This is a genomic window from Streptomyces sp. NPDC085931, assembly GCF_044540565.1.
GTDB lineage: Bacteria > Actinomycetota > Actinomycetes > Streptomycetales > Streptomycetaceae > Streptomyces.
Map to the genome: position 1 here is coordinate 33,051 of NZ_JBITSK010000022.1, position 12,926 is coordinate 45,976.

General features: G+C 71.2%; 11 protein-coding genes. 2 read left to right on the forward strand and 9 right to left on the reverse strand.

What is annotated here, in order from left to right:
• Position 1 precedes the first annotated feature (1 nt).
• Positions 2–820, reverse strand: coding sequence for a GbsR/MarR family transcriptional regulator (locus tag ACIGAN_RS33280; RefSeq protein WP_399863100.1), 819 nt, complete (start codon positions 818–820; stop codon positions 2–4).
• Positions 821–1,040: 220 nt separating this feature from the next.
• On the opposite strand from ACIGAN_RS33280, the gene ACIGAN_RS33285 reads away from it, so the two are divergent.
• Complete coding sequence (locus ACIGAN_RS33285; protein ID WP_399863103.1) at positions 1,041–1,709, forward strand: DUF4097 family beta strand repeat-containing protein; 669 nt, start codon at positions 1,041–1,043, stop codon at positions 1,707–1,709.
• 239 nt (positions 1,710–1,948) lie between these two features.
• On the opposite strand, the gene ACIGAN_RS33290 is transcribed toward ACIGAN_RS33285, so the two are convergent.
• The 8 genes from ACIGAN_RS33290 to ACIGAN_RS33325 form a co-directional block, all read right to left on the reverse strand.
• Entirely contained in the window at positions 1,949–3,232 is a 1,284-nt protein-coding gene (locus tag ACIGAN_RS33290; protein WP_399863106.1) for a thymidine phosphorylase, read from the reverse strand.
• Positions 3,233–3,304: 72 nt separating this feature from the next.
• Positions 3,305–3,709, reverse strand: coding sequence for a cytidine deaminase (locus ACIGAN_RS33295; RefSeq protein WP_399863109.1), 405 nt, complete (start codon positions 3,707–3,709; stop codon positions 3,305–3,307).
• Positions 3,706–4,980, reverse strand: a complete 1,275-nt coding sequence (locus ACIGAN_RS33300) for an ABC transporter permease (protein ID WP_399863112.1) — start codon at positions 4,978–4,980, stop codon at positions 3,706–3,708. Before ACIGAN_RS33300 ends, ACIGAN_RS33295 begins: the two co-directional genes overlap by 4 nt.
• Positions 4,977–6,098, reverse strand: coding sequence for an ABC transporter permease (locus tag ACIGAN_RS33305; RefSeq protein ID WP_365087340.1), 1,122 nt, complete (start codon positions 6,096–6,098; stop codon positions 4,977–4,979). Before ACIGAN_RS33305 ends, ACIGAN_RS33300 begins: the two co-directional genes overlap by 4 nt.
• Entirely contained in the window at positions 6,098–7,687 is a 1,590-nt protein-coding gene (locus tag ACIGAN_RS33310; RefSeq protein ID WP_365087342.1) for an ABC transporter ATP-binding protein, read from the reverse strand. The genes ACIGAN_RS33305 and ACIGAN_RS33310 overlap by 1 nt, the downstream gene beginning before the upstream one ends.
• A gap of 210 nt (positions 7,688–7,897) precedes the next feature.
• A complete protein-coding gene (locus ACIGAN_RS33315) occupies positions 7,898–8,947 on the reverse strand; it encodes a BMP family lipoprotein (protein WP_094054953.1) in 1,050 nt (349 codons plus the stop codon).
• Between the two features lie 275 nt (positions 8,948–9,222).
• Positions 9,223–10,266, reverse strand: a complete 1,044-nt coding sequence (locus ACIGAN_RS33320) for a BMP family lipoprotein (protein ID WP_365735429.1) — start codon at positions 10,264–10,266, stop codon at positions 9,223–9,225.
• 323 nt (positions 10,267–10,589) lie between these two features.
• Positions 10,590–11,822 (reverse strand): M20 family metallopeptidase, encoded by a 1,233-nt coding sequence (locus ACIGAN_RS33325; protein WP_365087482.1) that lies wholly within the window; start codon positions 11,820–11,822, stop codon positions 10,590–10,592.
• Between the two features lie 298 nt (positions 11,823–12,120).
• Here ACIGAN_RS33325 and ACIGAN_RS33330 point away from each other — a divergent pair, with 298 nt between their 5' ends.
• Complete coding sequence (locus ACIGAN_RS33330) at positions 12,121–12,822, forward strand: class I SAM-dependent DNA methyltransferase (RefSeq protein WP_399863117.1); 702 nt, start codon at positions 12,121–12,123, stop codon at positions 12,820–12,822.
• The last annotated feature ends 104 nt before the right edge of the window (positions 12,823–12,926 follow it).

Here is a 12,926-nt window from a genome sequence, read left to right on the forward strand (position 1 = left end):
CTCAGCGGGCCCCTGCCGCCGGGTCGGTGACGGCGCCTCGGCCGGTCGCCGCCTCCCGGTCCGAGGCGGTGCCCGCCGGGGCCGGTCCGGCGCTGTCCTCCTCGGGCGCGGGGGGCTTCGTGTAGAGGATGTCACGGGCCTGTTCCGCCGCACGGGCCATGCTCTCGGTGACGAAGTCGACGAAGCGGGCGATGCCCTCCAGGCGGACGGCGGCCGGGGTGCCGGGGCCGAGGATGCCGACGCCCTCCCGCGCGGCCTCGGCGATCTCGGCGCTGCCCCGGGCTGCGGCGATCATCGACTGGTACCAGACGTCGTCGTCGACGATGTAGTGCTCGCGGCGGCGCTCGTCGCGCTCGCGCCGGATGAGGCCCTGGCTCTCCAGGAACGCCACGGCCTTGGAGACGGACGCGGGGCTGACCTGGAGGCGGCGGACCAGTTCGGCGGCGGTGAGGCTGCCCTCGTCGGTGGTGTAGAGGCAGGTCAGCACCCGGGCCATCATCTTGGGCAGGCCCTGGCGCATGAAGAGGGTGGTGAAGACCTCCTCGTACCGGCGCACCGCCTCGGGGTCCCGGCCGTGGGGCATCGGGGGCAGACCGGCGTCCCGGGGCGCCGCCCGTCTGCGGCGGTGGGCGCGCTGTTCGGTGGCGCGGTGGGCCAGGTCGGCCCGGTAGGCGGTGGGGCCGCCGTTGCGCATGACCTCGCGGGTGATGGTCGAGGTCGGGCGGTCCAGGCGTCGGGCGATCTCGGCGTAGGCGAGTCCGTCGGCCAGGCCCAGCGCGATCTGCTGGCGTTCCTGCTGGGTGAGCCTGCCTCCCGGCATCGCGATCTCCTCTGTGCTGCGTGGACGCCCCACAGTAGCGTTCACCGCGTTTCGTTGCAACGCACACCACCACGCCTTGTTGCGTTGAGATCTCGTCGATTGCAACGAAATACCTCGCTCTACCTGTATCAACGCATCTACTACGCAACGAACTTGTTGCCGCACCCATGAACGCAACGTAGCGTTTGCGATGCCAGAAACATCGACGAAGGAGTGCACGATGCAGACGTTCCCCACCCCCGCCCCGGTCTCCGCCGTCCTCGACATCCCCGCCGGGGCCATCCGCTTCATCGCCGCCGACCGCGCCGAGACCACGGTCGAGGTCCTGCCCGCCGACGCCTCCAGGAGCCACGACGTGCGGGCAGCGGAGCGGATCGAGGTCGCCTGCGCCGACGGCGTCCTGCGCGTTTCGGCCCCGGAGGCCGGGCACCGGATGCTCGGGCAGTCCGGAGCCGTCGAGATCACCGTCCGGCTGCCGGCCGGCTCCCGCGTGGAGGCGAAGGCCGCCGCCGGCGAACTGCGCGGCGTCGGCCGGCTCGGGGACGTCGTCTCCGAGAGCGCGCAGGCCACGGTCAAGCTCGACGAGGTCGGCCGTGCCCGGCTGACCCTGGCGGCCGGCGACGTCTCGGTCGGACGCCTCCACGGCGACGCGGAGATCAGCACCCGCAAGGGCGACATCGGCGTCGCCGAGGCCCTGCGCGGCGCGGTGACCCTGCGCACCGAGCACGGCGGCATCACGGTCGGCGCCGCCCGCGGCGTCAGCGCCTCCCTGGACGCCGGCACCTCCTACGGCCGGATCCACAACGCGCTCCGGAACGCCGACGGCTCCCCCGCCCTGACCATCCACGCGACCACCGCCTACGGCGACATCACCGCCCGCAGCGTGTGACCACCCCGAGTCTGTGAGGGAGCACCTCCCCATGACCGACCGACCTGGCCGCCCTTGACGGCGCGGGCTTCTCCCCGCTCGGCCCCGACGGCGCCGGCCACGCCACCCATCCGCGGGCCGTGCGGGCCGCGCCGGAACGACGAGGGCGGCGCACACCGACGGTTCGCCGGCGTGCGCCGCCCTCTGCGCTTCCCCGCGGGGCCGCGACGACGTCACGGCGCTGCTGCGGGGCCCCCGGGTCAGGCGATGCGCTCCAGCACCACCGGCGACGGCGTGAAGTCCGTGCCGTCGGCCGCGATGTCGTAGGAGCCCTCGATCGCCTGGAGGGCGTAGTCGAAGCGGTCCGGGGTGTCGGTGTGCAGGGTCAGCAGCGGCTGGCCCTCCGTCACCGTGTCGCCCGGCTTGGCGTGCATCTCGACGCCCGCGCCCGCCTGCACCGGGTCCTCCTTGCGGGCCCGGCCCGCGCCGAGCCGCCAGGCGGCGACGCCGATGTCGTAGGCGTCGAGCCGGGTGAGGACGCCCGACGCCGGGGCCTTGATCACATGCTGCTCGCGGGCCACCGGCAGCTCGGCGTCCGGGTCGCCGCCCTGGGCCGCGATCATCCGCCGCCAGACGTCCATCGCCGAGCCGTCGGCCAGCGCCCGGGCCGGGTCGGCGTCCTTCACGCCGGCCGCGTCCAGCATCTCGCGGGCCAGGGCGATCGTCAGCTCGACGACGTCGGCGGGACCGCCGCCGGCCAGGACCTCCACCGACTCGCGGACCTCCAGGGCGTTGCCGGCGGTGAGGCCGAGCGGGGTCGACATGTCGGTGAGGAGCGCGACCGTCCGCACGCCGTGGTCGGTGCCCAGGCCGACCATGGTGGAGGCCAGTTCGCGGGCGTCCTCGATGGTCTTCATGAAGGCGCCGGTGCCGACCTTGACGTCCAGGACGAGCGAGCCGGTGCCCTCGGCGATCTTCTTCGACATGATCGAGGACGCGATCAGCGGGATCGCCTCGACCGTGCCGGTGACGTCGCGCAGCGCGTACAGCTTCTTGTCGGCGGGGGCCAGGCCGTCGCCCGCCGCGCAGATCACCGCGCCGGTGGTGTCCAGGACGTGCAGCATCTCCTCGTTGGACAGCAGCGCCCGCCAGCCGGGGATCGACTCCAGCTTGTCGAGGGTGCCGCCGGTGTGGCCGAGGCCGCGGCCCGACAGCTGCGGGACGGCCGCGCCGCACGCGGCGACCAGCGGGGCCAGCGGGAGAGTGATCTTGTCGCCGACGCCGCCGGTGGAGTGCTTGTCGGCGGTCGGGCGGGACAGCGACGAGAAGTCCATGCGCTCGCCGGAGGCGATCATCGCGGCCGTCCAGCGGGCGATCTCGCGGCGGTTCATGCCGTTGAGCAGGATCGCCATGGCGAGCGCGGACATCTGCTCGTCGGCGACCTCCCCGCGGGTGTACGCGTCGATGACCCAGTCGATCTGCTCGTCGCTGAGTTCGCCGCGGTCCCGCTTGGCGCGGATGACGGAGATGGCGTCCATGGCCATGGCTTGGCTTCCTTCCGAGGGTTCCACAAGCCGTACGGCCCCCCTGATCGACTCAGGAGGGCCGCACGGGAGTTACTTGCTGAGGTGGCCCGGCCCGAAGGCCTGCGGCAGCATCTCCGACAGCGGCAGGATCCCCTCCGGGGTCTCCAGCAGGAGGTCCGGGCCGCCGAACTCGTACAGCAGCTGGCGGCATCGGCCGCACGGGACGAGCGGCGCGCCGTCGCGGTCGACGCAGGCGAAGTGCGTCAGCCGGCCGCCGCCGGTGTTGTGCAGCTCGGAGACCAGGCCGCACTCGGCGCACAGGCCGATCCCGTACGAGGCGTTCTCGACGTTGCAGCCGGAGATGATCCGGCCGTCGTCGACCAGGGCCGCCACGCCGACCGGGTAGCCGGAGTACGGGGCGTAGGCCCGGGACATGGCCTGCCGGGCCACCTCCCGCAGCCGCTCCCAGTCCACGGCCGGGCGGGCGTCGGTCACTTGCCCTGTCCCTTCCGGTACGGCAGTCCGTCCGCCTTCGGCATGCGCAGCCGCTGGGCGGACAGCGCGAGGACCACCAGGGTGATGACGTACGGCGTGGCGGAGACGACCTGGTTGGGGACTTCGTCGGTGGAGGCGTACCAGGCGAACACCAGGGCGGCGACGACTGCGGTGATCACGGCGGGGACGTACTTCTTGCGGACCACCAGCCAGATCACGCCGATGATCAGCAGCAGCGCGCCGAGCAGCAGCAGGGCGTGCACGTTGGCGGAGCCGCCGCGCAGGTTGAGGCTGTCGGTGTAGCCGAACAGGCCGGCGCCCAGGGCGAGGCCGCCCGGCATCCAGTTGCCGAAGATCATCGCCGCGAGTCCGATGAAGCCGCGGCCGCTGACCTGGCCCTCCAGGTAGAAGGGGTTGGCCACGATGGACAGGAAGGCACCGCCGAGACCGGCCAGTCCGCCGGAGACGACGACGGCGATGTACTTGTACTTGTAGACGTTCACGCCCAGGGACTCGGCGGCGACCGGGTTCTCACCGCAGGAGCGCAGCCGCAGGCCGAAGGCCGTGCGCCACAGGATCCACCAGGTGGCGGGGACCAGCGCGACGGCCAGCAGGGTCAGCCAGGAGACGTTGGTGACCAGGCCGCCGAGCAGGCCGGCGATGTCGGAGACGAAGAACCAGCCCTGGTTGTTCAGGTCCCGCAGGGCGTCGGACAGCCCGGGCACCGTGAAGTGGCCGAGGGAGTCCACCGCCGGGGACTGCTTGGCGGAGCCGCCGGTGTGTCCCTCGAAGGCGAGGGGCGCGAGGTAGCGGGTGGCGCCGAGGGCGAGGATGTTGATCGCCACACCGGAGACGATGTGGTTGACGTTGAAGGTGACGGTGACGAAGGCGTGCAGCAGGCCGCCGATCGCGCCGCCGAGGATGCCGACCAGGACACCGGTCCACGGGCCCCACTGGAAGCCGGCCCAGGCGCCGAACCAGGTGCCGAGGATCATCATGCCCTCGAGGCCGATGTTGACCACGCCCGCGCGCTCGGCCCACAGGCCGCCCAGACCGGCGAGGCCGATCGGCACGGCGAGCTGGAGCGCGGTGGACATCTGGCTGACGTTGGTGATGCCGTCGGCGCCGGTGATGAGGCGGACGATCGAGGTGAGCGCCAGTCCGCCGGCGATGATCAGCAGCAGGACGGGCCACGACAGGCGGCGGCCGGTCGGCGCCGCGGGCTGCAGCGTGGGCTGGTTGACGTCGGTCGCCGAGGTAGGAGCGGTCATCGGCCAGCCACCTCCTTCGTGGTGTTGTGGGCGCCGAGGACGTGACCGGCGGCCAGTTCGGCGCCGACGCGGCGCTGCTGGCGGCGCAGGCCCCATTCGCGGACGGCCTCGTAGGAGACGACGACCGAGAGGACGATCAGGCCCTGCATGATGACCGCGATCTCCTTGTCGTAGCCGTGGAAGTCCAGCTCGGGCGAGGCCTTGTCGAGCCAGGCCCACAGCAGGGCCGCGAAGGCGATGCCGACGGGGCTGTTGCGGCCGAGCAGGGCGATGCCGATGCCGAGGAAGCCGATCCCGGTGGGGAAGTTCAGGCTGTAGGTGTGGGTGTCGCCGAGCAGGATCGGCAGGCCGGCCAGGCCCGCGATGCCGCCGGAGATCAGCATGGCGCTGAGCACCATGCGCCTGGGGTCCACACCGCTGGCCGCGGCGGCGGTCTGCGAGGCGCCGGAGGCGCGCAGGTCGAAGCCGAAGCGGGTGCGGTTGAGGACGACCCAGTAGCCGATGCCGAGCAGCACGGCGAGCAGCACCAGTCCGTAGATCTCGCCCGCGGCGCCCATGGGGATGCCGGGGATCCAGCCGGACTCGTACATCTCGCCGGTGGTGTTGTTGTTGCCGACCTTCACGCCGAAGACGTCCGGCAGCCACAGGTAGGCGATCACGGAGGTGGCGATCGCGTTGAGCATGATCGTGGCGACGACCTCGCTGACGCCGCGGGTGACCTTGAGGACACCGGCGATGCCGGACCAGAAGGCGCCGGTGAGGACGGCCGTCAGGAGCAGCAGCGGGATCTGCAGGGCGGCCGGCAGGTTCATGTGGGCGCCGACGATGGCGGCCATCATGGCGCCGAGCTGGTACTGGCCGTCGACGCCGATGTTGAACAGGTTCATCCGGAAGCCGATGGCCACCGCGAGCGCCGCGATGTAGTACATCGACGCCTGGTTGATGACCAGCACCTGGATGTCCGAGAAGCCGATCTGCTCGAACATCAGGGCGAAGGGCTCGACCGGGCTCTTGCCCGACGCGATCAGCACGATCGCGCTCAGGACGAAGGCCACGGCGAGCGCGATGACCGGTCCGGCCACCGCGAGGAGCACGCGCTCCTTGTCGAACTTCTTCATCAGCGGGCCTCGTCTTCCGGAGACTCGGACGGCTCGGGGGCCTTCGCCGGGGTCTCGGGGGTCTCGTCGGCGGTCTCGTCGTGTTCGAGGTGTCCGGTGGCGGCGCCGGTCATGGCCGAGCCGAGCTCCTCGGGGGTGATGGTGGCCGGGTCGGCGTCCGCGACCAGCTTGCCGTTGTAGATCACGCGCAGCGTGTCGGACAGGCCGATCAGCTCGTCCAGGTCGGCGGAGATCAGCAGCACGGCCAGGCCCTCGCGGCGGGCCTCGCGGATGTGGTCCCAGATGGCCGCCTGCGCGCCGACGTCCACGCCGCGGGTGGGGTGGGCGGCGATGAGGAAGCGCGGCTTGTGGCTCATCTCGCGGCCGACGATCAGCTTCTGCTGGTTGCCGCCGGACAGGGAGGCCGCGGTGACGTCGATGCCGGGCGTGCGGACGTCGTACTCGGTGACGATCCGGCGGGTGTCCTCCTGGGCCGCCTTCGGGTCCAGCCAGACGCCCTTGGCCAGGGGCTTCTCGGTGACGTGGCCGAGGATGCGGTTCTCCCAGAGGGGCGCCTCCAGCAGCAGGCCGTGGCGGTGGCGGTCCTCGGGGATGTAGCCGATGCCCTGCTCGCGGCGCCTGCGGGTCGGCCAGGAGGTGATCTCCTCGTCGGCGAGCCGGATGGTGCCGGAGTCGGCGGCCCGCAGGCCGATCAGCGCGTCGACCAGCTCGGTCTGGCCGTTTCCCTCGACGCCGGCGATGCCGAGGACCTCGCCCGCGTGGATGGTGAAGGTGATGTCGTCGAGGAGGGCCTTGCCGCCGGGGGCCGCCAGGTGCAGCTTCTCGACGCTGATGACCGGGCGGTCGGTGACCGTGGACTCGGCCGTCTCGGGCGTGGGCAGCTCGCTGCCGACCATCATCTCGGCGAGCTGGCGCGGGGTGGTCTCGGCCGGGACGGCGGTGCCGACGGTGGTGCCGCGGCGGATGACGGTGATCTCGTCGGCGACGGAGAGGACCTCGCCGAGCTTGTGCGAGATGAAGATGACCGACAGGCCCTCGGACTTCAGTTCGCGCAGGTTGGCGAAGAGGGCGTCGACCTCCTGGGGCACGAGCACGGCGGTCGGCTCGTCCAGGATGAGGGTGGTGGCGCCGCGGTAGAGGACCTTGAGGATCTCCACACGCTGGCGGGCGGCGACGCCGAGTTCCTCGACCAGCAGGTCGGGCTCGACGTCGAGGCCGTAGCGCTCGGAGAGTTCCTTGATCCTGCGGCGGGCCTTGGCGCCGATGCCGTGGAGCTTCTCGCTGCCGAGGACCACATTCTCCAGGACCGTGAGGTTGTCGGCGAGCATGAAGTGCTGGTGGACCATGCCGATGCCGCGGGCGATGGCGTCGGCCGGGGACGAGAAGGCGACCTGCTGCCCGTCGACGGCGATGGTGCCCTCGTCCGGCTTCTGCATGCCGTAGAGGATCTTCATCAGGGTCGACTTGCCGGCGCCGTTCTCGCCGACGAGGGCGTGCACGGTGCCCTTGCGGACGGTGAGGTGGATGTCGTGGTTGGCCACGACACCGGGGAAACGCTTGGTGATCCCGGCGAGCTCGACAGCGGTCACCGATTCGTTGACCGCCGCTCCGGCCGGAGGGCTGCTGGACGCGTTGATGGCGCACTCTCCTGGGGACGGGGGCCGTCTACGCGCGTAGCGCCCCTACGGCATACAAAGGGGCCGACGCCCCGCGGCAACGGGGTACGAGGAGCGGCTCCCCGTACCCCGTCGAGCGGACGTAACCCCGGGGGTTACCGCCTGCTTCGAGGCAGTCACTCGTCAGCTGCTCTTGACCTTGATCTCGCCGCTGATGATCTTCTCCTTGGCCGTCTTGATGGCTTCCTGGAGCTCGGCGTCGTCCGCGAACTTCGGGTTGGAGTTCGACAGGCTCACCTCGCCGGTCTTCAGATCGCCACGAACGATACCGGTCTCGGGCTTGCCGTCCTCGACCGACTTCGCCAGGTTGTACACCGCCTTGGCGACGTCCTTCATCGCCGAGGTCAGGATCGAGTCCTTGTACTTGGCGAGGGCTTCCTGCTGGTACTGGTCGGAGTCGACGCCGATGGCCCACACCTTGTTGGCGGCGGCGGCCTCGATCACGCCCTGACCGGACAGGCCGGCGGCCGCGTAGACCACGTCGGCCTTCTTCTCGATCTGGCCCTCGGCGGCCGTCTTGCCCTTGTCGGGGCTGGAGAAGCCGCCCTCCTCCGCCGTCTGGGTCAGGTACTGGGAGAGGACCTTGACCTTCGGGTTCGTGTCCTTGACGCCCTGCTCGAAGCCCGCCTGGAACTTGTGGATGAGCGGGATGTCCACACCGCCGACGAAGCCGACGACGTTCGACTTGGTGCTCTTGGCGGCGGCGACACCGGCCAGGTAGGAGGCCTGCTCCTCGCTGAAGACCAGGTCGGCGACGTTCTTGGAGTTGATGGTGGCGTCGTCGACGATGCCGAAGGTGGTGTCCGGGAACTTCTCGGAGGCACCCTTGATGGCCGCGGCGTACGCGTAGCCGACGCCGATGACCGGGTTGTAGCCCTGCTTCGCCAGCGAGGCGAGGCGCTGCTCCTTGTCGGCGTCCGTCTCGCCCTCGGTGGGCTCCACGTCGGCCGTCTGGTACCCGAACTCCTTCTTCGCCTGCTCCAGGCCCGCGTACGCGGCGTCGTTGAAGGACTGGTCGCCCTTGCCGCCGACGTCGTACGCGATGGCGAGGCCCTTGTCGCCCTTCGAGTCCGACGACCCGGCGGAGGTCGAGGTGCCGCCGCAGGCGGAGAGCGCGAGGGCCAGGGAGGCGGTCGCTGCGCCTGCGACCGTGATCCGGGAAATCCGGCGCATGTGTGGGTGCTCCTGTCGTACAACCGAGGTCGCACAGCGCCGGGACGGTTCAGCTTCAGCGCTGGCTTCGCCGCAGATTAACGCGCGTAGACCGGCCTGAAAACCCCTTCTGTCCACCTTGTTATAGGCCCGTGGCCTAGCCATCACCGGGCCTTGGCCCGGGTGTTGCCGACCGCAAACAGGAGGTGGCGCTGGGTGATCCGCGCGCCCGGGAAACGCGGAACGGGCGGACACCCTGAGGTGCCCGCCCGTCCTGGTGCCCTGTGCGGGCCGAGCTACTCGGTCTTCACCGTGATGGAGCCGTCGTTGATGCCCTGCTTCGCCTTGTCCACGGCCTCCTTGAGGCCCGCGACCTTGGCGAACTCGGGGTTCGACTCCGACAGGCCGACGCCGTCGACCTTCAGGTCGAAGGTCTGCGTGCCGGTCAGCGGCTTGCCGTCCTTGACCGACTTGGCCAGCGCGTAGACCGCTCCGCCGACGTCCTTGAGCGCGGAGGTGAGGATGTAGTTCTTGTACGGCGCGAGAGCGGCCTGCTTGTACTGGTCGGAGTCGACGCCGATCGCCCAGACCTTCGCCTTGGCGGCGGCCTCGATCACGCCCTGCCCGGACAGGCCGGCGGCCGCGTAGAGCACGTCGGCCTTCTTCTCGATCTGGCCCTCGGCGGCGGCCTTGCCCTTGTCGGGGCTGGAGAAGCCGCCCTCCTCGGCCGTCTGGGTCAGGTACTGCGACAGCACCTTCACACCGGGCTTGGTGTCCTGGACGCCCTGCTTGTAGCCGGCCTCGAACTTGTGGATCAGCGGGATGTCCACACCGCCCACGAAGCCGACGACGTCGCTCTTGGTGGCCTTGGCGGCGGCGACACCGGCGAGGTAGGAGGCCTGCTCCTCGGCGAAGACGAGGGAGGCGACGTTCTTGCCCTCGACGACCGAGTCCACGATGCCGAAGGTGGTCTTCGGGTACTTGGAGGCCACCGCCTTCATGGCCGGGCCGTAGGCGAAGCCGACGCCGATGACCGGGTTGTAGCCCTGCTTGGCCAGCGAGGCGAGGCGCTGCTCCTTGTCGGCGTCCGTCTCGCCCTCGGTGGGCTCGATGTCGGCCGTCTTGTAGCCGAACTCGTCCTTGGCCTTCGTCAGGCCGGCGTAGGCGGCGTCGTTGAAGGACTGGTCACCCTTGCCGCCGACGTCGTAGGCGATGGCGACGCCGCGGTCGCTGCTGTCGCTGTCGCCGCTGTCACTGCTGGTGCCGCCACAAGCCGTGGCGACGAGCCCCAGCGACGCGACCCCCACCGCGACGCGGGTCAGTTTCGAAATCCGACGCATCTGAAGTTCCCCATTCTCCGAAGCTCCGCAGCGGGTGCTCAGTTCGGCGCACATTAACGCGCGTAGACACTCCTGGGAACGGGTCGCCGCGGGGCCGTTATCCATTCGTGCCGATGGCCGGTTACGCCCTTGTGAACCACGGGATCGAACGGGGTCGAAAGGTGTACTCGGGGACCCGGCGCGTGCCTGCTGGTCACGCGCACCAGGCTGCCCCCGGGTTGCGCCGCTCGCAACCGGGGGCCGCCGCGGGGGGCGGCGCGGGCGTCATCCCGGCGCGGCGCCGCCGTGGCTCGTCGCGCGGTTCCCCGCGCCCCTGACGGGGTTCACCGCAGGCCGTTGACCAGAGCTGCCGCCGTGAAGAGTTCGACGCCCACGGTGATGGCCGATTCGTCGACGTCGAAGTCGCCCTGGTGGAGGTCGCGGATCTGGCGTTCGCCGGGGGTGCGGACGCCCAGGCGGGCCATCGCGCCGGGGACGTGCTCCAGGTACCAGGAGAAGTCCTCACCGCCGAGGCTCTGCTCGGTGCCCACGACGGAGTCGACCCCGCGCCGGGCGATCATCGCGTCGCGCAGCAGCTCGGTCACACCGGGCTCGTTGACGACGGGCGGGACGCCGCGCACGTAGTTGATCTCCGACTTGGCGCGGTGCAGGTTGGCGATCTCGTCGATCGCCGCGACGACCACGTCGGGGGCCTGCCGCCACGCCTCGATGTCGAGGCAGCGCACGGTGCCGGAGAGCTCGGCGTGCTGCGGGATGACGTTCGGTGCGTGTCCGGACTCGATGCGGCCCCAGGTGATGGCGAGCCCGCTGCGGGTGTCGAAGCGCCGGCCGACCAGGGCGGGCACGTCGGTGACCACCCGGGCCGCCGCGGTGACCAGGTCGGTCGTCAGGTGCGGACGAGCGGTGTGGCCGCCCGGGCCGTCAAGGCCGATCTCCAGCCGGTCGCAGGCGGAGGTGATGGGGCCTTCCCGGAGCCCGATCTTCCCGGCGTCCACGCGGGGGTCGCAGTGCACGGCGATGATCGCGCCGACGCCTTCCAGCGCGCCGCCCTTGATGGCGTCGGCGGCTCCGCCGGGCAGCACTTCCTCGGCCGGCTGGAAGACGAGCCGGACGGGGCGGGGCAACTGGCCCCGCTTGTGCAGCTCCGCGAGGACCAGGCCGGCGCCGAGGACGACGGTGGTGTGCACGTCGTGACCGCAGGCGTGCGCGCGGTCGGGCACGGTCGAGCGGTACGCGCAGTCGGTCTTGGTGTCCGGGATGGGCAGGCCGTCGATGTCGGCCCGCAGGGCGAGCATGCTGGGACCCCCTTCCCACTGCTCGCCCGGGACGCCGATGTCACAGACGAGCCCGGTCCCGACGGGGAGGACGCGCGGCTTGAGGCCGGCCTTCTCCAGCCGTTCCTTGATGGCCGCGGTCGTGCGGAACTCCTGGTTGCCGAGCTCCGGGTGCATGTGCAGATCGCGCCGGAACGCGATGAGCTCGGCGCGCAGGGCCTCGGGAAGCGCGCCGGGAAGCACGGCTCCCGCGGGAAGGTCGACCTCGGACTCCAGTGACATCAGTGGCTTCACCCTCTGAAGGGTAGGGCGCCGGGGTGGGCGCCCGACCCTGGATCAACAAAACTTCAACCCGTTAGGGGAAGAAAATATGACTGCCGGCCGCATAGCTATCGACTGAGATGGGTAAACTCGCCCGCCTTTCAGGCCGAGTCGGCGGCCGCGACCACTGGTTGTGACTTCGGCCACACCCGACTCGGTGCTTCGGTATCCATCCATCCTCCTTCACGGATACCACGCCCTGCGCGCCGAACACGGGCGCGTTCATCTGGCGGACGCGTGCGCCGATAGGGTGCGCCCCGTGCGCGCCGACAGCCCCGAGTTCCTCGCCCCGACACGGGCCTCCTACGACGCCGTCGCCGAGGCCTATGCCGCCGAGCACCCGGACAGCCTGGCCGGCAGACCGCTGGAGAGCGCGCTGCTCACGGCGTTCGCGGCACTGGCCGGTGCGGTCGGGGGATCCGCGCGGCCCCCGGTGGCCGACCTCGGCAGCGGCCCCGGGTATGTGACGGCCCGGCTGCGCGACCTGGGGCTGCCGGTGTTCGGGGTGGACCTCTCGCCCCGCATGGTGGCCCTGGCCCGCCGGGCGCACCCGGAGCTGCGGTTCCACGTCGGTTCGATGACCGCGCTGGACCTGCCGGACGCGTCGCTCGGGGGCGTCGTCGCGCTCTACTCGATCATCCATGTGCCCGACGCCCACCTGCCGTCGGTCTTCGCCGAGTTCCACCGCGTCCTGGTGCCGGGCGCGCCCGTCCTGCTCGCCTTCCAGTCCGGCACGGCGGACGGGCACCGGCGCCTGACGGAGCGCTTCGGGCAGGAGATCTCGCTCGACTACTACTGGCGCACCCCGGAGTCGGTGGCCGGCCGCCTGCGGCAGGCGGGGCTCGACCTCTACGCCCGGGTCGTACGGGAGCCCGAGGACGAGGAGAAACTGCCCCGCGCGTTCCTGCTGGCCCGCAAGCCGGGGTCGGCGGCCGACGGGGCCGCGCCCCCGAGGGCTTGAACCGAACGGGCCCTACGGCCGGTGGTCACCCGGCCCGGCCGTCCCGGGATCCCGTCCCGGACCCCGGGGGGATCGCGGGAGACCCGCGCCCCCTCGGCCGCGAG